This is a genomic window from Kitasatospora sp. NPDC059722 (genome assembly GCF_042733235.1).
Taxonomy (GTDB): Bacteria; Actinomycetota; Actinomycetes; order Streptomycetales; family Streptomycetaceae; genus Kitasatospora.
In genome coordinates this window covers 44,787-68,032 of sequence record NZ_JBHWGD010000011.1, presented here as the reverse complement: position 1 = coordinate 68,032, position 23,246 = coordinate 44,787, and the positions used below count along the sequence as shown (strand labels likewise).

General features: G+C 75.0%; 17 protein-coding genes. 5 read left to right on the top strand and 12 right to left on the bottom strand.

Translation table 11 applies throughout. The annotated features are described in order from the left end of the window. Positions 1-38 precede the first annotated feature (38 nt). Complete coding sequence (locus ACFV4F_RS09570) at positions 39-707, top strand: TetR/AcrR family transcriptional regulator (RefSeq protein ID WP_380501302.1); 669 nt, start codon at positions 39-41, stop codon at positions 705-707. A gap of 16 nt (positions 708-723) precedes the next feature. On the opposite strand, the gene ACFV4F_RS09565 is transcribed toward ACFV4F_RS09570, so the two are convergent. After that, positions 724-2,016, bottom strand: coding sequence for an MFS transporter (locus tag ACFV4F_RS09565; RefSeq protein WP_380501300.1), 1,293 nt, complete (start codon positions 2,014-2,016; stop codon positions 724-726). 212 nt (positions 2,017-2,228) lie between these two features. Here ACFV4F_RS09565 and ACFV4F_RS09560 point away from each other — a divergent pair, with 212 nt between their 5' ends. The 3 genes from ACFV4F_RS09560 to ACFV4F_RS09550 all read left to right on the top strand — a co-directional run bounded on the left by ACFV4F_RS09560 (position 2,229) and on the right by ACFV4F_RS09550 (position 6,624). Continuing rightward, on the top strand, positions 2,229-2,681 hold the full coding sequence (locus tag ACFV4F_RS09560; RefSeq protein ID WP_380501298.1) for a hypothetical protein: 453 nt from the start codon (positions 2,229-2,231) through the stop codon (positions 2,679-2,681). A 227-nt stretch (positions 2,682-2,908) separates the two neighbouring features. Beyond that, positions 2,909-3,475 carry an RICIN domain-containing protein gene (locus ACFV4F_RS09555; protein ID WP_380501296.1) on the top strand — a complete coding sequence of 189 codons (567 nt, stop codon included), beginning with the start codon at positions 2,909-2,911 and terminating at the stop codon, positions 3,473-3,475. A gap of 155 nt (positions 3,476-3,630) precedes the next feature. Beyond that, the gene (locus ACFV4F_RS09550) at positions 3,631-6,624 is read left to right on the top strand and encodes a BTAD domain-containing putative transcriptional regulator (RefSeq protein ID WP_380501294.1); all 2,994 of its coding nucleotides are present in this window, start codon (positions 3,631-3,633) and stop codon (positions 6,622-6,624) included. 267 nt (positions 6,625-6,891) lie between these two features. Here the strand turns inward: ACFV4F_RS09550 and ACFV4F_RS09545 are convergent, their stop codons facing one another. Together ACFV4F_RS09545 and ACFV4F_RS09540 are read right to left on the bottom strand one after the other, a co-directional pair. Beyond that, complete coding sequence (locus ACFV4F_RS09545) at positions 6,892-8,181, bottom strand: nucleotidyl transferase AbiEii/AbiGii toxin family protein (RefSeq protein WP_380501292.1); 1,290 nt, start codon at positions 8,179-8,181, stop codon at positions 6,892-6,894. Beyond that, positions 8,178-8,927 carry a hypothetical protein gene (locus ACFV4F_RS09540; protein ID WP_380448950.1) on the bottom strand — a complete coding sequence of 250 codons (750 nt, stop codon included), beginning with the start codon at positions 8,925-8,927 and terminating at the stop codon, positions 8,178-8,180. The genes ACFV4F_RS09545 and ACFV4F_RS09540 overlap by 4 nt, the downstream gene beginning before the upstream one ends. A 222-nt stretch (positions 8,928-9,149) precedes the next feature. On the opposite strand from ACFV4F_RS09540, the gene ACFV4F_RS09535 reads away from it, so the two are divergent. Beyond that, entirely contained in the window at positions 9,150-9,656 is a 507-nt protein-coding gene (locus ACFV4F_RS09535; protein ID WP_380448948.1) for an SRPBCC family protein, read from the top strand. Positions 9,657-9,713: 57 nt separating this feature from the next. Here ACFV4F_RS09535 and ACFV4F_RS09530 read toward each other — a convergent pair whose 3' ends face one another. The 9 genes from ACFV4F_RS09530 to ACFV4F_RS09490 form a co-directional block, all read right to left on the bottom strand. Beyond that, positions 9,714-11,117 (bottom strand): hypothetical protein, encoded by a 1,404-nt coding sequence (locus tag ACFV4F_RS09530; protein WP_380501290.1) that lies wholly within the window; start codon positions 11,115-11,117, stop codon positions 9,714-9,716. A 249-nt stretch (positions 11,118-11,366) separates the two neighbouring features. Beyond that, positions 11,367-11,696, bottom strand: coding sequence for a DUF3040 domain-containing protein (locus tag ACFV4F_RS09525; RefSeq protein WP_380501288.1), 330 nt, complete (start codon positions 11,694-11,696; stop codon positions 11,367-11,369). 152 nt (positions 11,697-11,848) lie between these two features. After that, positions 11,849-12,754 (bottom strand): hypothetical protein, encoded by a 906-nt coding sequence (locus ACFV4F_RS09520; protein WP_380501286.1) that lies wholly within the window; start codon positions 12,752-12,754, stop codon positions 11,849-11,851. A gap of 416 nt (positions 12,755-13,170) precedes the next feature. Continuing rightward, entirely contained in the window at positions 13,171-17,400 is a 4,230-nt protein-coding gene (locus tag ACFV4F_RS09515) for an SAV_2336 N-terminal domain-related protein (RefSeq protein ID WP_380501284.1), read from the bottom strand. A 7-nt stretch (positions 17,401-17,407) separates the two neighbouring features. Then, entirely contained in the window at positions 17,408-18,466 is a 1,059-nt protein-coding gene (locus ACFV4F_RS09510; RefSeq protein WP_380501282.1) for an AAA family ATPase, read from the bottom strand. Further along, positions 18,463-20,178: a hypothetical protein gene (locus ACFV4F_RS09505; protein WP_380501468.1), complete on the bottom strand. Its 1,716-nt coding sequence runs from the start codon at positions 20,176-20,178 to the stop codon at positions 18,463-18,465. Before ACFV4F_RS09505 ends, ACFV4F_RS09510 begins: the two co-directional genes overlap by 4 nt. A 5-nt stretch (positions 20,179-20,183) precedes the next feature. Continuing rightward, positions 20,184-21,068, bottom strand: a complete 885-nt coding sequence (locus tag ACFV4F_RS09500) for a trypsin-like peptidase domain-containing protein (protein ID WP_380501280.1) — start codon at positions 21,066-21,068, stop codon at positions 20,184-20,186. A gap of 32 nt (positions 21,069-21,100) precedes the next feature. Continuing rightward, positions 21,101-21,535: a CU044_2847 family protein gene (locus tag ACFV4F_RS09495; RefSeq protein ID WP_380442850.1), complete on the bottom strand. Its 435-nt coding sequence runs from the start codon at positions 21,533-21,535 to the stop codon at positions 21,101-21,103. Between the two features lie 115 nt (positions 21,536-21,650). Further along, positions 21,651-23,213 carry an MFS transporter gene (locus tag ACFV4F_RS09490; RefSeq protein WP_380501278.1) on the bottom strand — a complete coding sequence of 521 codons (1,563 nt, stop codon included), beginning with the start codon at positions 23,211-23,213 and terminating at the stop codon, positions 21,651-21,653. Between the last annotated feature and the right edge of the window lie 33 nt (positions 23,214-23,246).

Genomic DNA, 23,246 nt, shown 5'->3' with positions numbered 1-23,246 from the left:
TGGAACTGTTTCATTTTCATGCCTGGTAGCATCACGACATGACCGAGCCAGCCGAGCCGACTGCTCAGACCGGGCGGACCGGGCAGACCGGGCAGACCGGGCGCCGGGAGCGCAAGAAGGCCGCGACCCGCCAGAAGATCGCCGACACCGCCCTGCGGCTCTTCCTGGACCGCGGCTACGACGCGGTCGGCATCCGCGAGGTCGCCGCCGAGGCCGACGTCGCCGTCACCACGGTCTTCTCCCACTTCGCCTCGAAAGAGGCCCTGGTGTTCGAGCAGGACGAGGACTTCGAGCAGCGCCTCACCAAGGCAGTCACCGACCGCTCGCCCGACGAGGCGCTCGTCCCCGCGCTGCGTCGCGAGATCCACGCCATGGTGCGGCACTGCACGGCGGACGGCGCCGCCCCGATCTGGCGCATGATCGACGAGTCACCCGCCCTGCGGGCGTACGAGGAGTCGATGAGGCTGCGTCATGCGGATTCGCTGGCAACGGCCATCGCCGCCCAGTCCCGGTCGCGGCCGCAGCCCGGGCCGGTGCCGACCGCGACGGCCTGCCGGGCCATCGCGAGGTTCGTGATCGGCGCCTTTTCGCTGGCCCGCGAGGCCGCCGACCCGGAGGCCGTGGTGGACGAGGTCTTCCGGATGATCGAGGCCGCTTGGGCGGTCACCGCCACCGGAAGACCGCCGGGGGATCTTGCCCGGCTCTGAAAGGCCGTGGTTCCGGTCAGTCGAGCAGCAGGGACGGGAAGGCCCGCAGCGTCCGCACGTCCTCCGTCGCGATCAGCGGCAGGCAGGAGAGCAGGCCGATCCCGGCGATCGTCCACAGTGTCAGGCGCGTGCCGAGGACGGACCCGAGGTAGCCGCCCGCCAGGGCCCCGACCGGGCGGGTGCCCCAGATGGCGAACCGGACGGAGGCGTTCATCCGGCCCTGCAGGCCGGTGGGCGTGATGGCCTGGCGCAGGCTCACCTGGCTGATGTTGTAGACGGTGATGCCGCACGCCATGATGCCGGTCGCGACACTCAGCGTGAGCACCGCGCGGGCCGGCGCCGCCGTCGCGAGCACGAGCACGGCGATCCCCGACATCGACTTCGCCGCGACCAGGACCGGACCGAGCCCGACGAGCCTGATGAGCCGGCTGCTGAGCGCGGCCCCCAGCAGCGCACCGCAGTTGCCCACGCTCAGGGCCAGCCCGAGCTCCCCCGGCGACAGCCCGAGGTCGCGCAGGGCGTACGCGGTCAGGACCGCCCCCAGCGCGCCGCCCAGCCCGACGAGGTTGCTGATGCCCGTCGCCAGCGCCAGGGACCGCAGGGTCCGGTGACGGAAGACGAACCGCAGTCCCTCGGCGATCTGGCTGCGCATCGAGGCCCTGACCGCGGGCTGCGGCGCCTGCGTCCGGGGAATCCGGATGAGGCAGAGCAGCAGAGCGGACACCAGGTAACTCACGGAGTTGACGACCAGGACCAGCGGCGCGGTGACCACCTGCAGCAGCAGACCACCGATGCTGGGCCCCGCCAACTCCGCCGTCGAGCGGGAGAATTCGAGCCTGCTGTTGCCGTCCGGGGTCTGCTCCCGCGCCACGACCGTCGGCAGGAAGGCCTGGTCGGCGATGTCGAAGAACACCGTACAGAGCCCGATGGCGAACCCCACCGCACAGAGCAGCGGCACACTCAGCACCCCCGCGAGGTGTCCGACCGGCAGCACGACGATCGCCACGGCCCGGCCGACGTCCGCCACGACCATCACGCGTCGGCGGTCCCACCGGTCGAGCAGCGCGCCCGCCGGCAGGCCGACCAGGAGGAACGGGAGGGTCTCCATCGCCGAGACGAGCCCGAGCTGGCCGGTCGACGCGGAGAGCGTCGTCAGCGCGAGCACCGGAATGACGAAGAACGTGATCCGCGTCCCGAACTCGCTCACGGCGTGCGCCGACCACAGGACCTGGAAGTCGCGCTGCCGCCACACACTGACCAGCCGCGCGGCGGGGGCCGCCAGAGCCGGATCGGAGCCGACGCTCGCCATGTCCACGTTCCCTCGCTTCTGGTCGGTGACCGGCTCCCCCGCGCGGCAAGTCTCCGGAGAGTAACAACGCCACTACGGCGAGCTCCGACACCGGACCGAAGGGGTCGGTCGGGTACGGCCGTACGGGCGACGGCGGCAGGGGTGTACCGCCCACCGCTCGGCGAGTACGTACGGCCGGACTACCATGATCCGCAACAGGGGGAGGGGCGGACGTGGAACCGACGACACGCAAGCGCTGGCTGGCCGTGATGGGGCTGATCGGGCTCGGGGCCGGGGGCTACTACACGTGGTGGGACCAGTTCTCCCACCACGAGCTTCCGTACACGCGACGCGACGCCTCGGTCCTCGGCCGGATCAATGCCGGCGGCGGCCTCAACGCGTCGAACCCGACCGTCCTGGCGGACGACCGCACGATCACCGTGGATGTCGGCTGGGGCGGTTGCGACTACAAGCCCGACCTGGTGGCACGGGAGACGGCGGACCAGGTCACGCTGCTGTTGAGCCGCCGGGACGCCTCGGGCCCGGACGTCGGCTGCGAGGACGGCGGATACGCGCAGGTCAAGACCGTGCTTCACCAACCGCTCGGGACACGGACATTGACCGACGCCGTCACCGGCCGGCCCGTCCCGATCGCCCACCCCCAGTCGCAGCCCCCGACGACCTGACGTCTGCACGGCCCGACCGGACTTGCCCATCCTTGATCGATTCTTGGCCCGGCGTTCACCCGCACCCGCGTACGATTCACGCGCGTCGGCGGTGCGGACACCCGTCCGCACCGTAGGGGGAACGGAACGCCGGTGTCGTACCGGGGCCGGGCCGACGCGGATCGGGGGCGCGTGCGCGTCCGCCCGCCTCCCCTGCTCCTGCTCCTCGTGCAAGGGACCGGTCCTTCTTGACCATCCGCAACGCCCTCCCCCGCGCCCGTACGGCCGCAGTCGCCGCCGGTGCCGCCCTCACGCTGGCCGCCGCCGTGCCGGCCACCCCCGCGTCCGCCGTCGGCGGCAGCTTCGGCAACCCGACGACCAGCACCCTGGTCAACGTCAACTCCGGCAAGTGCCTGGAGATCGCCGACTGGCGCACCGACAACGGCGCCCCCGCCCGCCAGTGGGACTGCACCGGCGGCGCCAACCAGATCTGGGACTACGTGCCCGACAGCGGTGGCTTCGAGCTGGTGAACCGGAACTCCGGCAAGTGCCTGGAGATCGCCGACTGGCGCACCGACGACGGCGCCCCGGCCCGCCAGTGGGACTGCTCCTGGGGCGGCAACCAGCACTGGAACTACGTCGGCACCCTCGGCGACCGGGGCGAGCTCGGCATCGCCAACTTCAACTCCGCCAAGCTGCTGGAGATCGCCGACTGGCGCACCGACGACGGCGCCCCCGCCCGCCAGTGGCAGGGCAGCTACGGCGGCGTCGCCCAGGGCAACCAGGCCTGGCTCACCGCCATCAAGCGGTACTGACCGGCACGGGTTCCCGGGGACGGACGTCCCCGGGAACCCGCAGGCGGCACCCGGCACCTGCGCACAGATCCTTCCCTTGCGAACCAGGCGCCGCGCCAGCGAGGATGGGCGCCCGGGGCAGCATCCGACGCTGCGTCAGATTGTGGGGACCGCCCGTGCGGCCAGGTAGTGATCCGGATCGGCCGAGCTTCGCGCTGCTCGGCGACCTCCGCGTGCGGCGCGCCGGTGCGGACGTGGCGCTGGGCGGCCCGCGGCAGCGGTCCGTGCTGGCCGCCCTGCTGCTGCGGCCGAACACGGTCGTCCCGATGGAGGAGCTGGTCGCCGGACTGTGGGGCGAACGGCCGTCCGGTGCGCCGGACGTCACCCTGCGGACCTACGTGTGGCGGTTGCGGAACCTGCTGGAGCCCGTCCGCGACTCGCCGAGGGTGTTGCTGTCCCAGGCGCGCGGGTACCGCCTGGCGGTCGAACCGGACCGCGTGGACCTGTGGCGGGTCGGGCGTCTCAAGGAGCAGGCCGGGAAGTGTTCCGCCGAGCGGCCCGCGGATGCCCGGGACATGCTGACCGAGGCACTGGCCCAGTGGCGCGGTGAGCCGCTCGCCGGCCTGCCCGGGCCGCTCATGCGCCGCGAGCGCGAACGGCTGTCGCAGTTGCGCCTCGCCCTGCGCGAGGAGCGGCTCGCCCTCGACGTGGCGCTCGACGGCCCCTCCGGCTGCCTGCCGGAGCTGGAGGCGCTGGCCGCCGACCACCCGTTCCGCGAGCGCCTGCACGGGCTGCTCATCCGCGCGCTGCAACGGCAGGGCCGGATGTCCGAGGCGCGCGCGGTCTACGACGCGCTCCGATTACGGCTCGTGGAACACCTGGGCCTCGAACCGGGGCCCGAACTCTCGGCCCTGTGCCACGAACTCGATGCGGACTCCCCCGCCGGGTCGAGGACCGCTCCCGCACCCAGCCGGCCCGTTCAGCTGGACCAACTACCGCCGCCCCCAGCCCAGTTCACCGGGCGGCAGGAGCACATCGCCCGGATCGGACGGGCGCTGACCGAACGCACCGGCCCCGGCCTGCGGCTGGTGACCGTCACCGGCATGGGCGGCGTCGGAAAGACGGCCCTCGCCGTACGGGCCGCCCACACCGTACGCCCCGGCTTCCCGGACGGCCGGCTGTACGCGGACCTGCGCGGCGCCGACCTGGTGCCCGCGAGCGCGTCGGACATCCTCGCGGACTTCCTCACCGCGCTGGGCGTCCGGGAGGCCGCCGTCCCGAAGGACCTCGCGGGCAGGTCCGCCCTCTTCCGCACCGCCACCGCCGGACGACGGCTGCTCATCCTCCTCGACAACGCGCGCGACGACGCGCAGATCCAGCCCCTCCTGCCCGGATCGCCGGACTGCGCGGTCGTCGTCACCAGCCGCGCGGTGCTCAACAGCGTGCCGTCGGTGCTGCACATCGCGCTGGACGTGTTCAGCGAGCGCGAGGCGCTCGGGCTGCTCGACGCGGTGATCGGCAGGGCGCGCCGGTCCGCGCAGAGCGTCCAGGCCGCGCTGCTCGTCGAGGCCTGCGGCCGGCTCCCCCTGGCCGTACGGATCGCGGCGGCCCGGCTCGCCGCCGAGCCCGACCAGCCGATCGCCGACCTCGTGCGGCACCTGGCGGACGACGGGATCGGTGCGCTGCGCACGGGAGACGTCGAGATCGAGCAGGTCTTCGCGGTCGGCTACCGGCTGCTTCCGCCAACCCTGGCAACGGCGTTCAGGATGCTCGCCTGGGTGGAACCCGACATCGGCCTGGCCGCCGCGGCCGCAGTCCTCGGCCTGACGGAGGACCAGGCAGAGCGCCTCGCGGAGGCACTGGTCGACCAGGCCCTGCTGGAGTCGATCGGCGCCGGGCGCTACCGCTACCACGACCTCGTGCGCGCCTTCGCCCGCCGGACCTCGCTGCGGACCGGCGAGCACGAACGGGCCGCCGCCCACGAGCGGCTGCTGGCGCTCCTGCTCGGCTGCGCCCGTACGGCCTTCGCGCTCGCGGTGCCCGGAGACCCGGTCGCCGACGTCTTCGGCTCGCCGCGCCCGCCGTCGGCCGCCGCCCGGGACTTCACCGACCCGGCGGACGCCCGCCGATGGGCGCGGGCCGAGATCCCCGGTGCCGTGGCGCTCGCGGCCGCCGTCGCGACGGTGCCCCTGCTCCCGGTGGCCGCCCTGCGCGCGGCCATCGACCTGCTGATCGCCCTCACCCCGCTCGGCCTCGGCGCCCTGGGCGGCCGGGCCGAGGAGGCGGCCCGCCTGCTCGTCGACGCGGCGGTCGCGTGCGGCGACCACGACCGCGACCACGCCGGCACGGCGGAGGGCCGGTCGCGCTTCCTCCTCTGCACGATCCTGCTGGCCCGCGCCCGGCTCGACGAGGCCGACGCCCAGGCCCGACTGGCCGCCCGGGCCTGCCGGGAGGCGGGCGACCGGGCCATCCTCCGGCAGGCCCTCAACGATCAGGGCCTCATCGCCCAGGCCGAGGGCCGCCACGAGGAGGCGATCACGGCCTTCGACGAGGCGGCCGCCCTCGCCCGACAACTCGGGCACCGCTCCGGCGAGGTGGCGAGCAGCGCGAACGCGGCCCTCTCCCGGATCCGCAGCGGTGACGCCGCCGGGGCGGCATCGGCCTGCCGCGGCATCCTCGCGACACCGGGCGCGGCGGCCGACCCCGCGATGACCGCTTACGTGCACTACGTCCTCGGCCTCGCCTACCAGGAGTCGGCGCGACTCGACGACGCCGCGGCACACCTGCGCTCCTGCATCGACGGCGCGAGCCTCACCGGCGACCTCGACCGCGAGTCGGCCGCCCGGAGCCGCCTGGCCGACGTGTTGCGCCTGCTCGGGCGGGCCGACGAGGCCGTCCACCAGGCGCAGCGGGCCCTGGACCTCGCGGACGAAGGTGGGCGACAGCGCGAACGCGCCCTCGCCCACCTGGTCCTGGCCCACGCGCTGACCGCCCGCGGCGACCACGGCGCGGCCCGGGGTCACGAGGCGAGCGCGCGCCTGCTGCTCGGCCGGCTGGGTCCTCGGGCGACGGCCGACGCGCTGCCGCTCCTCACCGCGCTGGCGACCGCCGCCGGAACCGCTACGGCTGCGGGTCGGGAGAAGGAAGGAGCCCCGTCCCGTTCCAGATGATGTGGCCCGCCGCGCAGTGCACGACGGCGGACCCGTCGCAGGCCGGGGCCGGCGAGGTCGGCCGTACGGGATCCCCCATGCCCACGGCGAGGGCTCCCAGCACCGAGAGTGAAACAGCCGCGCCGGTGACAGCAGTGCGGACCATGATCGTTCGAAACACCGATGACGCTCCTTGCTCAGGTATGACAGGGCGTCCGAACGCTCGCAGGGGCGGATATACAACGCGTCAACACCCTGACGATTCACCGCACCGCGCCGGCCACCGGTTTACGGAGCGGTGGGGGCCGCCCGGTCGGCGGTCAGGCGGGTGTAGGTCTCCTGGAGCTTCTTGAGGCGCGGGTCCGCCGGGTCGTCCAGGTGGGCGATCACGGCCTGGTGGGCGCGCTCAAGGTCGCCGTCGAGCAACTCGGAGGCCACCATCAGGAGGCGTTCCGGCCGGGTGCGGCGTTCGCTCAGGTGCCGGAGGACCGCGTCGAGGCCCTCGCGGGCCATGAGCTCCCGCAGGCCGTCCACCACGGGGGCCATCCACAGCGCGCGCAGGGCGTACTCGCCGCGTCCGGCGAAGGTGGGGGCGAGGGAGGCGAGCAGTTCGGCCGGGTACGCCTCGACCGCTTCGGTGAAGGCGGGCTGGTCCTTCGCGAACTCGTCCCAGTCGACGTCGAGTTCGGCGATCGCGTCCGGGAGCACCGGCCACCACGCCCAGTTCTCCTCCGAGCGCAGGAAGACGTCGCGCAGCAGCTCGTACGGGACCCGGGCCGTGCGGGCGAGCAGGACCGCGTCGTGGAGGTCCTTGCCCTGCGGGTGGTTGTCCGAGATCAGCCAGAGGATCTTCCAGGCCAGCGAGAGCTCCGGCGTGGCGGCGACCAGCGGGCCGTCGACGCCGGGGAGTTCGACCTGCCGCGGCTCGGCCGGCAGGTGCTCGGTGAAGACGAAGTCCAGCTGGACGGTGCCCTCGGGCACGCCCGGCGCCGTCCACGGCAGGACCAGGCGCCGGCCCGGCACGCGGCTGTACGTCCAGATCTCGTCGGCGACCGCCCGGTCCGCGTGCAGGCGCACGCCGCACGCGCCCGCCCCGGAGGACGACGACTCGTCGGCGGAGGCGGCGAGTTCGTCGAGCATGCGGCCCGTCCGCTCGTCCTCCAGCTGCCACTCCACGGGCCGCACCACGAAGTCCAGGTCGCCCGGCTCGCGCGCCTCCTCGCCGTACCAGGCGCGCAGCAGCACGCTGCCCCGCAGCACCAGGTGCTCGGCCCAGGCGGAGCGGGCGACCGCGGACAGCACCGTGTTCAGCGCCTCGCGCCGGGCCGCCAGCCAGCGCGCGGCCACCGCGGGGTCGGCGAAAGCGGGCTCGCTGGGGCGCAGCGCGCGGGCGTAGCCGGCCAAGGCGGGGTCGAAGACCGGCTGCTGGGTGACGGTCTCGTCGTCGATCGGCCGGAGGCTCCTGGGCAGGTCCTGCTCGGCGCGGACCTCCTCGGACGGAGGCTGCTTCGGCAGCACCACGTCCTCCCAGGGCCCGTACGGCAGGTCCTCCCACGTCGCGGTGCGGTCCTCGGTCATCGTGCTGCTCCTTCCGCGCGCCGCGGGGCGACCCGGCCCCCGGCGGCCCTTCCACCAGTGCTCCGGCCCTCGGTGCACTGCTCTTGAGTGATCCAGCCGCTGTCCAGCGCCTCGTCGCTGTCCACGGCGACGAACTCCCGCTCCACCGAGACGACCTCGCGCCCGTCGACCGCCAGCTCGCCCAGCAGCGCGTCCAGCCGCCGCCCGGCCGTGGCCAGCCCCACCAGGCGGCAGCGCTGCGTGACGAACTGCTCCCGCAGCCCGTCCGCGCGCACCCGGCGGGCGTTGCGCGACAGGTGCGCGCCGTGCCGCACGGCGAGCGCGGCCAGCCGGACGGTGTCCTCGCCGGGGACGAGCAGCAGCTTGACGTGGTGCTCGAAGTACCGCCCGGGCCCGTGCTGCGCGGCCTCGCCGTCCGTCGCGGGGACGCCGTCGGCCCAGGGCGTGGCCTCGACCTTGGCCCGCAGGACGGCGAAGCCCGCGTCGGTCAGGCGCCGCGCCGTGCGGGCGGCCGCGGCGGCGACCTCGTCGAGCGTGCCGGAGGCGCGGAGGTTGAGCATCGGCTGCGACACGGCGGCGCCGCGGGCGAGCAGGATGTGCGTGTACGTCAGGCCGTTGGCCGCGGCCCACTCGGCGAGCGCGTCGACGGCGCCCGGCTCCACGGTGAGGTGCACCTCGAACTCCCCGCTCAGCGCGGGTGGAGGCAGGGGTCGGGCCAGGCCCAGGTCAGGATGGGTGACGAGCATGGGAGCATCCTGGCAGGCCTCTCTGACAACCCGTCCCCGGGGCCCTCGCAGCGACGCACGGAAGCAGTTCGAACCCCAACGGGCCCGCCCCACAAGCCAACCGCGGACGGCGGCGGGACGGGCCGTCCGCACGAAACCGGTTACCGATCGGTAGAGCCGCGCCGCCCGGCAGCACTAGGGTGGCCGACGTCGCAACGGTGCGGCAGGGGAAGAAGGACGACGATGGTGCGGTTGGTGGACGGCCCGACGGTCGAACTGGACGTGTACGTCGCGGCGCCGTGCGCGAGGGTCTGGGCCCTGGTCAGCGACATCACCGTGCCGACCAGGTTCGGCGGGGAGCTGTACGAGGCCGAGTGGCTCGACGGCGCCACCGGGCCGGCCGTCGGCGCGACCTTCGTCGGCCGCAACCGCAACGAGCTCCTCGGGCAGTGGGAGACCGTCTCGCGGATCGCCGACCACCGGCCGGAGCGGGCGTTCGGCTGGGACGTCCGCGGCTTCAAGGGCGGCTTCGACCGGCCGGTGGCCCGCTGGCGGCTCGACCTCGAACCCGAGGGCGACGGCACCCGGCTCCGGCACTCCGTCACCCTCGGCGCGGGCAGCTCGTACCTGAGCCGGGCCATCGCCGCCGAGCCCGGGCGCGAGGAGGAGATCATGGCGCTCAGGCTGGGCATGCTGCGGCAGGGCATGCGGACGACCCTGGACGGGATCAGACGCCTCGCGGAGGCGTGAGCACCCGCCGGACCGGAGGCGTGAGCGCCGGCCGGAGCGGAGGCCCCGGCGCCCGGGTCACAGGTACACCGGGTGCGGCCGCCCGGAGCCCGCGACGTTGTGGCGCTCCCCGTGGCTGGCGCGGGCGAAGGCGGAGACCAGACGGCCGTCGACCGCGCCCAGCGCCACGTCGTGGCGGGGGGCCGGCCCGTCCACGACACCGTGGAGGTGGGGGCTGGTCACGTACTCCTGGACGAGCCACCCCTCGGCGCCCGCGAGGCCGACGGCCGCCTCCCAGGCCGACCCCTCGGCGGTCTCCCGGCCGATCACCACACCGTGGCCGCGGGTGTCCAACGGCCGCTTGAGGACGTAGCGTTCGCGGTCCCGGACGACGGCGCGGAGGGTCGCGGCGTCGCAGTGCGCGAGGTTGCGCGACCACGGGACGGCGGGGTGGACCCGCCGGTAGTCGGCGGGATCGAAGAGGTGTGCGAAGCGCGGGTCCGAGAGCACCGCGAGGCACAGCTTGTTGTCGCCGATCAGGCGTCCGCGCAGCCCGTTCTGCACGAACAGGCCGCCTTCGCGCACGGCCTCCAGGTAGGGTGCCGCGCCGTCGCCCATCCGCAGCAGGTCCTGGATGCCGACCTTGGCGAACGCGTGCCGCACCGGTTCCCCGTGCAGGGTGACGCCGTGGCGCCCGTCGGCCACGAGTTCGCGCGGGTCCGCGTGGAGGACGCGGACGCCGAGAGCCGTCAGGGCGGTGTCGTAGTCGCGGGTGTCGGCGCGGTAACTGCCGTCCGGGCAGAGCAGGGCGACGGTCTCCGGCCGGGTGCCGGTGTGCTGCTCGGCGACGCGCACCAGCCAACTCCCCGGCCAGGCGGGGTCGTCGGCGGGCAGCGGGGGCGGCAGGCTGATGCCGTGCCGGTCCAGCAGCGGCCGCCAGGCCGTGCGGCCCCGGCCGGCGCCGGGCAGGCCGCCGGGGCAGTTGGCGTTGGTCTCCAACACCCGGAGCGTGCCGTCGGGTTGGGGCAGCAGGTCGATCCGCAGCAGGTGCACTCGCGTGTCACGGGCGGCGGCCACGTGGTCGTGCAGGGCCTGCGGAACCGTCACGACCTCGCGCAGTCCGCGGTCGTGCTCCCAGGCGGCCACGACCGTCTCGATCACCCGGTGGTACGAGGCGACGAACGCGTCCAGCTCGCGACGCAGGTGCGAACGCAGGCGCAGCGGCAGCCCCTGCGCCTGCGGCTGCGCCCGCACGATCTCGAAGACCTGGGACTCGGCCAGCTCGCGCCCCTCGGACTTCCGCGCGATCGCGACGACCTCGCGGGTGAACTCCTCGTCCAGCCCGGGCCACGTGTACCCGTCGGCGCCGGCCTCCTCCGGATCGGGCACGAAGGCAGGGGGCGGCATGACGGTGGTCGCGGTGGTCGACCTGGCGGCGGCCTGCTCGACGTCGGGGCGGCCGGGGCCGGGGATCGGGTGCATGGACGGAGGTCCTTCCGGACGGGGGTGGAGGCGTGCGGCGGCCCCTCCGGCACGATGTGGTGGGCACGCACGTGATCCCGGAGTATCCAGCCCCCCGCGAACGACTCGGCGCACCGCACCGCCCGGTTCGCCGGATCGGGTGAGGCGGCCGAACACGCGCGGGATTCGCGGCGGCCGGAACGACCCGTCGTCAGCGGCCTTCGCTCCACCCGTCGTCGGCGGGTTCCCGAGCGCTGACGCGCCGGCCCGTCAGCGCCCCCGCCGCCTGCGACGGCCGGCGACGACGCGAGCGGACAGCAGGACGAGCACCGCCGCCCACACGAGGCCGACGGCCGTGAGGTCGACGGCCGAAGGGGCCTGCATGCTCGCGCGCAGGACGATGAACGACAGCGCCACCAGCACCATCAGCGCCGTCATGGGCACCCGCCCGGCCGCGCGGGCCACCCCTGGGATCCACGGCGACATCCGGGGCCTCATCGTGCTGAGCCGACGGTGCAGCCGCCCGTCCGTCGCCCGCAGCCCCGCCTCGATCTCCGCGAGCACCTGCCGCTCCTGCGCCGAGAGCGCACGCCCGTGCATCGCCGCCTCCTTCCCGCCCCCTGGACAACGGGTGACAACGAGCCGTTTTCCCACTGCGGCGGTCTCCGACACGCCCGGAGGACAAGCCGCGACCGGCGCGCCGCCGCCGGGGCCCCGACTCCCGGCCCCGGCCCCGGCGGCGCCCACAGTGATCAGCCGCCGTAGACCTGGTCGGCGGGCGGCGCGGCGATCGGGTACGCCGAACCGATCTCGCTGACCACGGTCGTCATGGCGGGCTGGACCCCGGCGGGGGCGGTGCCGGCCGGCCCGGGCTGTCCCGGCAGCACCGCGAGCTGCGCGGCGACGACGTACGGGTGGTCGGTGTCGGTGACCGCGAAGACGGCCCCGCTCTCCGCCTCGGCGAAGGTCAGACAGGCCTGGCCGTCGACGGTCACGGCGGGACCCGCGGTCACCGTGCCGACGTCGCTCAGGTCCGTCTTCGACCCGTCGCCGCCGGCATCGCAGACGTCGGCGTCCAGCGGGCTCGTGGGCGCGTCCGACGTCTGCTTGACCCACGTGCCGACCCGGTCCGCCGGCAGGTCCGGGGTCCAGTCCCGGGCGCCGGCGGCGTTGGACCTGACCCATTCGTCGGCCCCGATCAGGACGGCCTCCACCACCTCCGGCACGGCCGCCGCGCCGCCGTTCGGGGCGGGCGTCGCTGTCAGCGTGCCCGCGCAGCCGACGGGCGTGACGTGGACGTCCCAGACCCCCTCGGCGTACGAGACGGGGTTGCTGCCGATGGACGACAACGCGTGTTCGACCGTCTTCTTCCGGTACGAGGTGACCTGGTCCGAGTTCGTCCCGGCCTCCGTGAGGATCTGCGCCGCGGTCAGCCCGCGCAGCCCGGCGGCCTTCGGGGTCGCGGCCGGGCCGCCGCGGGGCAGGACGAGGCCCTCGATGCCCGACCCGCCCGCCGGGCTCGGCGCGGCCGCGCCTCCGGCCGCCCCGGGGCCACCGGCCGGTGCCGGGAGCGGCGTGCCGGAGCACGCCGCGAGCAGGGCCAGGACTGCGGCGCCGGCCACGGCTCTGCCCAGCGCCCTGAGTGCGGTTTCCTTCATGGCGGCCATCCGTTCCCCTCAAGGTGGCGATTTTCCCGGCCGCTCCCTGCGCATCGCCCGGAATTCCGACGGCCGCGTCCAGGAAGGCGAACCCGGAAACCTCATACGTCACGGAGCTCTTGCATGCCGGGCACAGGAATCGGTTGCGGTTCCGAACCGGCGCCGTCCGTCGGCATGAACCGACCTGCCTCAGGCCTCGGCCTGGCGGATGCGCCCTGCGGGTCGCTCACTCTGCCACTCCTCGAAAGGACGCCGGAACCCTGCGCCAAGTGTCAGGGTTCCGGCGGATGTGCGCGTCCCTCGGGAGTCATCGATATCGTTCTGATACTCGGTCAGGAATTTCTCCTGACCCCTTTTCTGAAGAAACGTTTCTTCGCTAACACCGAATGACTGCTCCCGGTCAATTTCCGAATACCTCATCCGGCCCCGGTAAAGCGCGCGATCGGGCGCAGGCGGGGATGGTCGGGGCCGAGGCACTCACGGAGGTACTCGTGGGCGCTGCCGGCCAGGCGGGCGGCCTCCTCGCCGTCCCCCTTCGCCGCCAGCACCTGGGCCAGGCGCCAGCGGTTCTCTCCCAGGGCGGGGTGGGGGCGGCTCTCTCCGTGGACCCGGCGGTGCAGGACCGCCGCCTCGTCGAGTGCGGCCCCGGCCTCGTCGTGCCGCCCGAGGGCGGACAGCAGCACGCCGTACATGTCGAGCGCGACGGCGAGGCGGTGGGGCTGCTTCTCCGCGCGTTCCCGGCGGTAGGCCAGGACCGCGTCGGCGACGGCCGCCATCTGCGCCAACTGCCGGACGCGGAGCTGCTGGTAGGTCTCCGGACTGGCCTCCCAGCGGGACTTCAGCTGGTCGAGGTACTCGCGCATGACGTCCACCAGCGTCTCACTGGCGGCCATGATCACGTCGAGCCCCTCGACGTCCTGACCGGTCCCGGCCTTGCGGATCGCCGCGGCCAGGACCTCGCAGGCCGAGAGGCTGGGTCGGCCCTGGAGGAGGGAGAGCCGGGCGCGGTCCTGCCGGATCGCCACCTCCAGCACCTCCGCGCCGGCCGGCAGGTCCGAGCCGAAGCGGAGCAGCCCGGTCCAGGCGTGTTCGAGGTGGGTCTCGGCCACGTCCAGCTCGCCGGCCTCCAGCTCGGTGAGGCCGAGTTCGCGGTGGACCTCCGCCTCGACGAGGAGGTCGGACACGGCCGGGGTGCGGGCCGACCTGATCGTCTCGGCCGCCGCGGACAACTCGCTTCTGGACGAGTCCAGTCGGTACCGCTCCCGGTGGATGGCGGCGGCCAGTCGGCGAGCACGGACCGTCCCGCCCCCGGGCAGCGCGAGCGCCTCCTCGACGCTTTCGAGGGCCTGGTCGAACCGGCCCGCACCGTAGAGGACGCCGGCCATCAGCACCACCGCGTACACCGACGTACCCGGCGCTCCACGGACCAGCGTCCGGCGCTGACGCAGGTACGCCTCGGCGGCGTCGTAGTCGCCCTGGGCCGCACGGAACCTCGCCAGCCGGTAGAGGAGCTCGGCAGCCGGCTGCACCACGTCGCCCTCCAGTGCCGGGTGTTGGAGCACCGTGTGGGCGTGCGGGAGGAGAGCCGTGCAGGCGGCCCAGCCCTCGCGGGGCGTCGGGTCGGGCGGGAAGCCTTCGAGGACGGCGCGGAGGGCGGTGGTCGCCCACTCCTTCCGCTCGTCGGACGTCATCCGCGCCCGGACGGCGCGCTGCAGGCCGACCGCCATGTGGAAGGACAGCGAACCGCGGCCGTCCGGAACGAGCCGCAGCAACCGCGCGGCGGACACCTGCTCCAACGCGTCGGGCGAGAGCGACGCTCCCCTCCGGTGGGAGGCGCGCAGGCCGTGGTTGACCAGTTCCACGGATATCCCGGCAAGGTCCAGGAAGGCGCAGACCGCGAGGGCGTCCAGTGCCTCGCCGCCGAGTCCGGCGAGCAGCGGACCGTAGTCGACCGGTGGTTCGGGGGCCGGCCGGGCCGGTTCCCGGCCGGCCCCGGTCCTCGGCGCCACCGCGGTGTCGGTGGCCCGGGAGAGCACGTCGGGCAGGGCGGCGAGGTCGTCCTCCGCCGCCTTCGTGGAGGCCGCGGAGCGCGGCTCGGACCGCCGTTGGTAGGCGGGGAACTGGAGGACGTGTCCGTCCAGCACGGCGCGTTCGGTGGTCACCACGCGGGAGGTGATCAGGACGCTGCCGTAGCCGTCGGGCGGCCAGCAGTCACCCAGCAGCGTGCGCGGTGACGTACCGGCCATCCAGCGCTCGTGGTCGGGGAAGTCCCTGCCGAGGTCGTCGATGACGATCAGCCAGCCCGGGTGCTCGGTCAGCCACCGGTTCCGCTCGGTCGTGACGTCGCTTCCCGGCGGCGCGCCGTGCACGGCGGCCAGGCTGTCGAGGGACCGCGCGACCGTGTCGCGACTGCGGCCGTCCACCCACCACACCATCGTGTAATCGGCGAGGTGGAGGTGCGCGTAGGCGAGCGCCACGGAGGTCTTGCCGGTGTGGTTCGGGCCTTGCAGCACGCAGAGCGAACGGCCGGCCGGCCGGACCGTACGGCGGGTTCCCGCCGCGGAGCCGTCGGGATGCAGGATGCGCTCGACCTGGACGAGCCGGCTCTCCCAGCCCGTCACGTCGGGCAGGTCGGGCGGAAGGTTGTTCCAGGCCGGCCGGGTCGCGTCGGGAGGGGGCACGGCGGTCTCCCCGCCCGCCGGCCTGCGCCGCTGCCACCAGCGCCGTTCCGGGCGGGGTTCGTCCGCACCGTTCAGGTCGGGGAACCACGCGGCGAATTCCATCGCCGCCCCGGGGATCACCATGGGCGACGCGTCCGGTTCCCGCTTCCGGGCCTGCTTCTTCGGCGTCGCTTCCGCCTGCGGCTCCACCGCCGCCCGTGCCCCCGCCGCCCGTGCCCCGGCCGCCCGCGCCCCCGCCGGCAGGCTCACCGCCAGCCGTTCCGCCAGTGCCCGGTCGGCACCGCCGAGGCCGCGGAGCACCTCCACCGCCACCTCGGCGAACGGGACGCTCTCCGCCGGCAGTCCGGCTCCGGTGCCCGAGCCGGCGTCGGCGAGCGCCGCCAGGGCGCGGAAGTCGAGCGTGCCGCCGAACGCGCCCGCCACCGACTGGGACACCCCGGCCAGCACCCGCAGGACCTGGGCGGACTCGCTGCGCGTCAGCGTGCCGAGCAGCCGCTCCCGCACGCCCGGGCGGAAGTCGTACAGCACCGTCTCCGGGTCCTCGCCGGGCCGTACCGGGGAGCGCCGTTCGAGCAGGCCGGACAGGTAGATCTCGGCGAGGTGCATGGCGGAGGAGTCGCGGAGCATCGCCGCCTGCACGTGCCGCATGACCGGCAGGCTGAGGGGCGCCGCGGCCAGGAGGCCGGCGAGTTCGTACGCCGTCGGGGAGGCCTCCCGCCGGAAGCGGGCGAGCAGGTGGGCGGGCGGTTCGTCGGCGGGCGGCGACGGCTCGGGGCCGGTCCCGTGCCCGTCCAGCGGCACGGCCAGGGCCGGCGTCCAGTCCGACGCCCGTCCGGACAGCATGCGCGCCCAGGGGGCGAGCCAGTCCGCCCGCAGTTCCAGGACGCCGGCCCAGGCCGTCCCGGGGGCGCCCCACCCGTCGTCCTCGGGCGCGTGGACGACCGTCGGCCGCTCACCCGGCCGGAGGCGCGCGCGGGCCGGGACGGGCCGTAGGGCCGTGCGGTGCCAGTGGCGGCGCGGCAGCACCTGGAGGACGGTGACCGGGGCGTGCCGGCTCCACCCGCGCATGGCCGCGGGCAGCGCGCCGCTGTGCCAGAGCGGGCCGACGCCGTCCGTGAGTAGCAGGATCACGCGGCGTCCGCGCGGGTCGGCGGTCAGGCCGAACTCCCGTCCCTGCGCGGTCGCGCCGCGCGGTGTCAGGGCGGGCGCCCCGTCGCGGTCGTGGACGGACCACACGCGTACGCGGTGGAACGCGCCGTGGCGGCGCAGCAGTGCGCCGAGGTCGTCGCCGAGGGCGGACCAGACGGCCATGGTCGGGCCGCCGTCGATGACGAGGTCGACGTCGAGCCAGCGTTCGGGGGCGCCGCGCCAGACCGGGAGGAGCAGCCCGGCCTGGCCGGAGGCGGAGACGGTGGCTTCCTCGTCGAGGACGAGTTCGCGGGTGGAGCGGACGGTGCGGCGCAGCGGGCGCAGGGCGCGGGAGAGGGCGAGGGTGCCGGTGAGTGCGGGCCGGGCGGGGCTGCGGACGGTCGCGGCGGGTGCGGCGCTCGCGGCGGGCGGGCCGGGTGCGGGCGGCAGGTGGAGGGGGATCACCGGCTCGGGCTCGGCGGGTCGGGGAGTGGGCGGACCCTGCGGAACGGGTTGCGGCGTCGTACCGCTCTCGGCCGCCGCCCGGTCCACCGCGGCCCGCAGCGCCGCGCTCCACGCCGCGGTGGCCTGCTCGTCCGCGGCCGGGTCGACGGCGGGCAGCGGCGGGAGCGCCAGCCCCGCGACCGGGCGGTCCTGCGGCGCGTCCGGCGGGGCGTCCGGGCGCAGCCCGCAGGCCCGCGCGAGCCAGAGCACGTCGGCCAGGTCGCGCGGGTCGGTGCTGCCCGCAGGCTCGGCGCCGTCGGCGGTCAGGAGGCGGCCGAGCTGGCGCAGGAGCTCCGGGGGGACGCGGGTGGCGGGCACCGGGGTGGCGGGCACGGTGGGGTCAGCGCTCCTCTAGCGAGCGCAGGAGGTCGCGGTCGAGCAGGCGCCGTCCGGCTTCGTCGTCCCACAGGCCGCGGGAGGCCATCAGGAGGGCGTTGAGCAGCTGGTCGTTGGCGAGGTCGGCGCCCTCCTCGTGCTGCTTGGCGAGGAAGCGGGCGATCAGTTGCTCGCGCACCGCGGCGGGGACGGCGGTCGGGCCGGCGAGGTGGGCGGCGACCATGCGGGCCAGCTTGTCGGGGCCCGGGCGGGGGATCTCCAGGCGCAGGCAGCGGCGGAGGAAGGCGGGCGGGAACTCGCGTTCCTCGTTGCTGGTGAGGACGACCAGCGGGAACTCCGTGCAGCGGACCCGGCCGCGGTGCAGCGGGGCCCAGCCCTCGTCGTCGGCGGTCATGACGCGGGCCTCCTCGTCGTCGAGGCGGCTGAGTTCGGGGATGACGAACTCGCCCTCCTCGAAGACGGTGAGCAGGTCGTTCGGCAGGTCGAGGTCGGCCTTGTCGATCTCGTCGACGAGCAGGACGCGCGGCCGGTCCCAGGGCAGCAGCGCGGTGCCGAGCGGGCCGAGCCGCAGGTAGGGGCCGATGCCGGGGGCGGGCCGGGAGCGGCCGTCGGCGTCGGCGGGGCGCAGTCCGGTGTCCTGGAGGCGGCCGATCGCGTCGTAGTGGTACTGGCCCTCCTGGAGGGTGGAGCGGCTGGTGATGGGCCAGTGCAGCACGGGGCCGAGGCGCAGCTCGTGCGCGACGCTGTGGGCGAGCGTGGACTTGCCGACTCCGGGCGGGCCGGTGACGAGCAGCGGGCGGCGCAGGTGCAGGGCCATGTTGACGAGGTGGATCTCCTTCTCGTCGGCCTGGTAGGCGGCGGCCTGGTGGGCGCGGCCGAGTTTGCGGGCGGCCAAGGCCTCGGCCATCTCGGGCGGCGCGGGCAGGTCGGCGACGTCGTCCTCGCGGCGGAAGGAGCGCCAGGGCGGGGCGTCGGGGAGGTCGCGGATGCCGTCGTGCGGGGAGCCGGTGGACCGGTAGATCCACCAGTCCGGGCCGCCGGTGTCGTCCGGGGCGGTGGTCATGCGTGTGGTCCTTCCGGCGACGGGGCGGTCGAGGAGACGGGGGCGGAGACCGAGGCGGGGACGGGAACGGGGGCGCGGAACGGGGCCGGGGCGAGCCAGGCGGCGTGCCCGGGCTCGTCCCAGAGCAGGGTGAGGTGGTGGCCGAGGTCGCTCCCGTCGTCCTCCCTGGCCGCGCGGCGGCGGCGCTGGACGTGGGTGGCCAGGGCGGGCAGCTGGGTGGCGGACAGCTCGGCCAGCAGCACGTTGATCTCGGCCGGGCTGCCGGTGTCGTCGCGCCGCCAGATCATGACCGGGATGCCCTCACGCACGGCGTCCTTGACGGCCTGGTGCCCGATCCCGCGCCGCTTCGGGTGGTAGGCGTACGGGAAGGACAGCGCGAGGATCGCGGTCTGCGGCCGGCTGTCCAGCCAGCGCCGGACGTCGCCCTTGGTACCGCCGAGGTGCAGGGCGCGCCCGGTGAGCTCGGCGTCGATCGGGGCGGTGCCGTCCGGGTGGACGATCCAGCCGGGCAGGTCGGCGACGGTGCCGGGGCCGCTGCTCTCCACCGTGGCCTCCAGGGCCCGCCACTTGTTCTTCCACGCGGTGTGCCAGAACGCGGACCTGATCCGGTCCAGCGAGCGCACCACGACCGGGAAATGCATGCCGACGCGGTAGCCGTCCTCGTCCATCGGCCAGAGTTCGGCGGGGTGGCCGAGCAGGGACCAGGGCAGCAGGAACTCCACCCGCAGGCCGTCGGCGTTCGCCGCCGCGGCGGCCAGGTCGCCCCAGGTGGTCAGGTGCCGGCTGCCGTGCTGCTCCAGCGCGGAGCGGGGCAGGGGTTCGTCGCCCGCCCGTTTGGAGATCAGGCGCCAGGGCTGCTCGTCGGTGCTGTAGAGGGCGGCCTCGAACTCGTAGACGGGCTCGGCGTCGGAGCCGACCGGCGAGACGTCGTCCAAGGTGATCTGCAGGACCAGCGGATGGTGCTGGGCGGGGCCCGCCGCCTCCCGGGTCTGCCGCGCCGGGGCGGCCAAGTCGCGTTCGGTCAGGCCGAGTTCATGGGCGTGGCGCTTGACGAGGTCGGTCAGCAGGACGGCCTCCGGCCCGGGGCACGCCGCGGCGAGGCGGACGAGGAAGCGCAGCAGCAACGGGGGGCGGTCGTCCAGCCGGGCCTGGTTGAGGCGGCTCACCGCCTCCGGCAGGCCGTCCTGCGGCCGGACCGGGTGGGTCTCGCCGGGCTCGCACGCCGACTCCACGAGGTGCAGGACCCGGGCCGGCCTCGGCTGGGGGTTCAGCGAGCGCAGCGTCCACAGGAGGACGAGCTGCGCCTGCGGGTCCAGCAGTCCGGGCTTGACGACGGCGTCGACCGCGGCGTCCAGCCATCCGACGGCGGCGGTGCCGGGGCGCAAGGTCCGCAGGGACTCGCCGAGTTCGCTGAGCGCGTGGAACGGTTCGTGCCACTGGCGGCAGGCGCGGACCAGTTGCAGGAGGTGGTCCCGCGCCTGCGGGCCGTCCGGTACGACGAACGGCGCGGACGGCCCGAGCCGGTCCCGCAGGTCGGCTAGGAGCAGGTGGCGGCTCTCCGGCTGGTCGAGGTCGGGCACCTCGCACAGGAACGCGTGGAGCACGGCGTCCGTCTTGGCCGACCACGGCGTCCGGCCGCCCGGCCCGCCCGGCGCCGGAGGGGCTCCCAGCGGGCTGTGGTGGCCGCCCAGTTTGGCGAGCCGGTGGAGCATTTCCCTCACGGACCGCCCTCCGGGTCGCTCGTCAGGGTGCGCAGCTCGTCGACGGCGGCGTCGCCGAGGCGCAGGAGCTCCAGCGCGTCCGTCACGGCGGCCAGCGCCGCGGCCGGGTCGCGGTGCCGCAGGCAGGCCTGCACCAGCTCCAGCAGGTGGTCGGTGGTGTGCGGGCGGTGGGCGACGTGCAGCGGGCCGGCGGCGAGGCTCTCCTCCGCCGTCCGCACGACGAGGAGGCGGAAGTCCGGGTCGTCCATGCCCGGAACGCGGAGCAGGACCGGCAGCAGGGCGCGCGCAGTGGGCAGCGGACGTTCCGCCACCCGTCCCGCGAGCCGCGCGTGCAGCGGATCGTCCGCGGGCAGCACGTCGGCCAGCGCCGACAGCGGCGTGAACCAGCCGCCGCGCACGCCGTCGAAGTCCCGGCTGCCCTTGAGCACGCCGCAGACGGCGCCGGAGTCGAGCCGGATCACCATGCCCCCGCTGAACCCGTCCCGGACCTCGTCCCCCGTCAGCCGCACGTATCCGGCCGCCGGTCCGGCGACGGTGAGCAGCAGCGAGTCCCCGTGGACACCGGGCGTCGGGGTGTACGGGGTGAAGCCCGCCACGAGGACGGCCGTGCCCGGGGGCGGGACGTCGGTGTCGAGGACGAGCGGTGACGGCGACTCGAAGGGCGCGGCGAGCGTGAGCAGGGCGAGGTCCGGAAAGGCGTGGAAGCGCCCCTCCCCCGGATCGGCCGGGAACCGCCGCGCCGGGCGGACCACCGGCGCCCGCCCGAACCACCCGTCCGCGGCCGGCTCGTCCACGGCCCGGCGCGCCACATGCGCGGCCGTCAGCACCAGCCCGGGCGCCACCAGGAACCCGCTGCCAAGGAACGCCGTCCCGTCCCTCACCCCGACCGCGGCACCGCGCGCGGCCGGCCCGGTCACCGCTCGTCGCCGCCCTGCGGCACGAACCCGGCCCCGCGGCCGGCCCGCGCCGCCGCGACCCGGGCGGTGTCCCAGCTCATCCGGACGGTGAACGACGCCTCGCCGCCGGCCTCGGCCAGCACCCCGATCACGGCGCCGGACTTGACCGCGAGTTTGAGCCCGAACTCGACCTCCAGCGTGTCCGGAACGGCCGCCCCGGTCCCGCCGATGCTGTCCGCGGCCCACCGCCCGACGCTCTTCACCACCTCGCGCACCGCGTCCAGCCGCTGCGGCAACTCGGCGAGCGCCTTGGCGGCGGTGTCCCGCACCCCGGCGTCCCCGCCGGCCTCGGCCCGGTCCAGCACCGTCACCTCGGCGTGGACGTACGCGCCCTCGCCGAGATCCACCGTGATGACGTCCCCCATCGACAGACTCCCCTCCGTCCGGTTCAACGACAGAACTATAGGACGATCAGCCGATGGTGACTGCTGATCAGCAGACCTCGGGAGCCACCCGGACGTCCGCCGGGCCGTGCGGGGGCGGTGAACCCGCCCCCGTCGCGGGCGGTCACAGCGCCGGACGGGCCAGTGCGTCCGGTGCCGTGCGGCCGGCCGTCGGCGACGGAGCGGTCAGTGGTCCGCCGGGCAGGGCCAGTGCGGCGAGGGCGCCGAGCAGGCAGACCGCCGCGGCCACGACGCTGGCCACGTGGAAGCCGGTCATGAACGAGTGCCGGACGGCGTCGAGCAGGCTCCGCTGCGACGCCGCGGGCGCCTGGGCGGCGATCCGGAGTGCGGCGCCGACCGACTGCCGGGCGGCGGCAGCCGTCGCCGGCGGCAGGGCGCCGAAGGACGTGGTCGCGAGGTGGTGCGCGTAGAGCGAGGTGAAGACGCTGCCCAGGACGGCGACGCCCAGGGTGCCGCCGGCCTCGCGGGTGGCGTCGTTGACGGCCGAGCCGACTCCGGCCTTGGCCGGGGGCAGGACGCTGAGGATCGACTCGGTGGCCGGTGCCGTGGTCAGGCCGAGCCCGAAGCCCATGAGCACCATCTGCCCGACGACGCTCGTGTACGAGCTGAATGTCGGCGAGGCCGCGATCCACCCGAATGACGACGCCAGCAGCAGGAGCCCGGCCGTCACGACGGCGCGGGTGCCGGCGCGGGTGGCGAGGGCGACACCGCCGACCGAGCCCAGGGCGAGAGTCGCGGCGACGGGCAGGATCCGCACGCCGGTCGACAGGGTGCCGTACCCGCGGACGAACTGGAAGTACTGCGTGACCAGGAAGATGAACCCGAAGAGCGCGAAGAACGCGACGGTGACGCAGCCGCTGGCGGCGGCGAACGCGGGCGTGCGGAACAGGGTCACGTCGATCATGGGCCTGGGGCGGGCGCGCTCGACCACGACGAAGGCCGCGGCCAGGGCGGCCGCGACGGCGAACCCGGCGATCGTCGCGGGGGCCGTCCAGCCGCGCACCGGCGCCTCGATGACCGTGTAGACCAGGGTGCCGATCGCGCCGGAGGACAGCACGAGACCGGCGGGGTCGAGCCGGGCCTCCGCCGGGGCGCTGGACTCGGGCACCCAGACCCACGCGGCCGCGAGGGCGATCAGGGCGACGGGGACGAGGGCCAGGAACACGGACGGCCAGGCGAAGTGCGCGAGCAGCAGCCCGCCGCAGACCGGGCCGACGGCCACGCCGAGGCCGGTGACCGCGCCCCACAGGCCGACGGCCTTGGCACGCTCGCGCCGGTCCGGGAAGGTGTTGGTGATCACCGACAGCGTGGTCGGGAAGATGACCGCAGCGCTCGCGCCCATCAGCACGCGCAGGGCGATCAGCGCGCCGGGGCCGCCGGCCGTCGCGCCCAGCGCGCTCGCGAGCGCGAAGGAGGCGAGGCCGAGGAGCAGGGCGGGCCTGCGCCCGAAGCGGTCGCCGAGGGAGCCGGCGGTCAGGACGAGCGCGGCGAAGGCCAGGTTGTAGCCGTCCACGATCCACTGCAGGTCGCGCGTGGTGGCGTGCAGCTGGCGGCTGAGGTCCGGCAGGGCGACGTTGACGATCGTCGTGTCGAGGTTGATCGCGAAGGCGGCCAGGCAGACGGCGAAGAGGACGGCGCCGCGACGGCGGGGAACTGTGAGGGACATGGGGTGCCTCCGTACTGCCGGAGCAGCATGTTG

Bases quoted from the DNA above. Each gene is read 5' to 3' on its own strand.
- ACFV4F_RS09545 (WP_380501292.1), bottom strand. From the start codon at position 8,181: ATGACCGAGGACCGCACCGCGACGTGGGAGGACCTGCCGTACGGGCCC.
- ACFV4F_RS09530 (WP_380501290.1), bottom strand. From the start codon at position 11,117: ATGCACCCGATCCCCGGCCCCGGCCGCCCCGACGTCGAGCAGGCCGCC.
- ACFV4F_RS09505 (WP_380501468.1), bottom strand. From the start codon at position 20,178: ATGCTCCACCGGCTCGCCAAACTGGGCGGCCACCACAGCCCGCTGGGA.
- ACFV4F_RS09570 (WP_380501302.1), top strand. From the start codon at position 39: ATGACCGAGCCAGCCGAGCCGACTGCTCAGACCGGGCGGACCGGGCAG.
- ACFV4F_RS09490 (WP_380501278.1), bottom strand. From the start codon at position 23,213: ATGTCCCTCACAGTTCCCCGCCGTCGCGGCGCCGTCCTCTTCGCCGTC.
- ACFV4F_RS09520 (WP_380501286.1), bottom strand. From the start codon at position 12,754: ATGAAGGAAACCGCACTCAGGGCGCTGGGCAGAGCCGTGGCCGGCGCC.
- ACFV4F_RS09565 (WP_380501300.1), bottom strand. From the start codon at position 2,016: ATGGCGAGCGTCGGCTCCGATCCGGCTCTGGCGGCCCCCGCCGCGCGG.
- ACFV4F_RS09540 (WP_380448950.1), bottom strand. From the start codon at position 8,927: ATGCTCGTCACCCATCCTGACCTGGGCCTGGCCCGACCCCTGCCTCCA.
- ACFV4F_RS09535 (WP_380448948.1), top strand. From the start codon at position 9,150: ATGGTGCGGTTGGTGGACGGCCCGACGGTCGAACTGGACGTGTACGTC.
- ACFV4F_RS09510 (WP_380501282.1), bottom strand. From the start codon at position 18,466: ATGACCACCGCCCCGGACGACACCGGCGGCCCGGACTGGTGGATCTAC.
- ACFV4F_RS09525 (WP_380501288.1), bottom strand. From the start codon at position 11,696: ATGCACGGGCGTGCGCTCTCGGCGCAGGAGCGGCAGGTGCTCGCGGAG.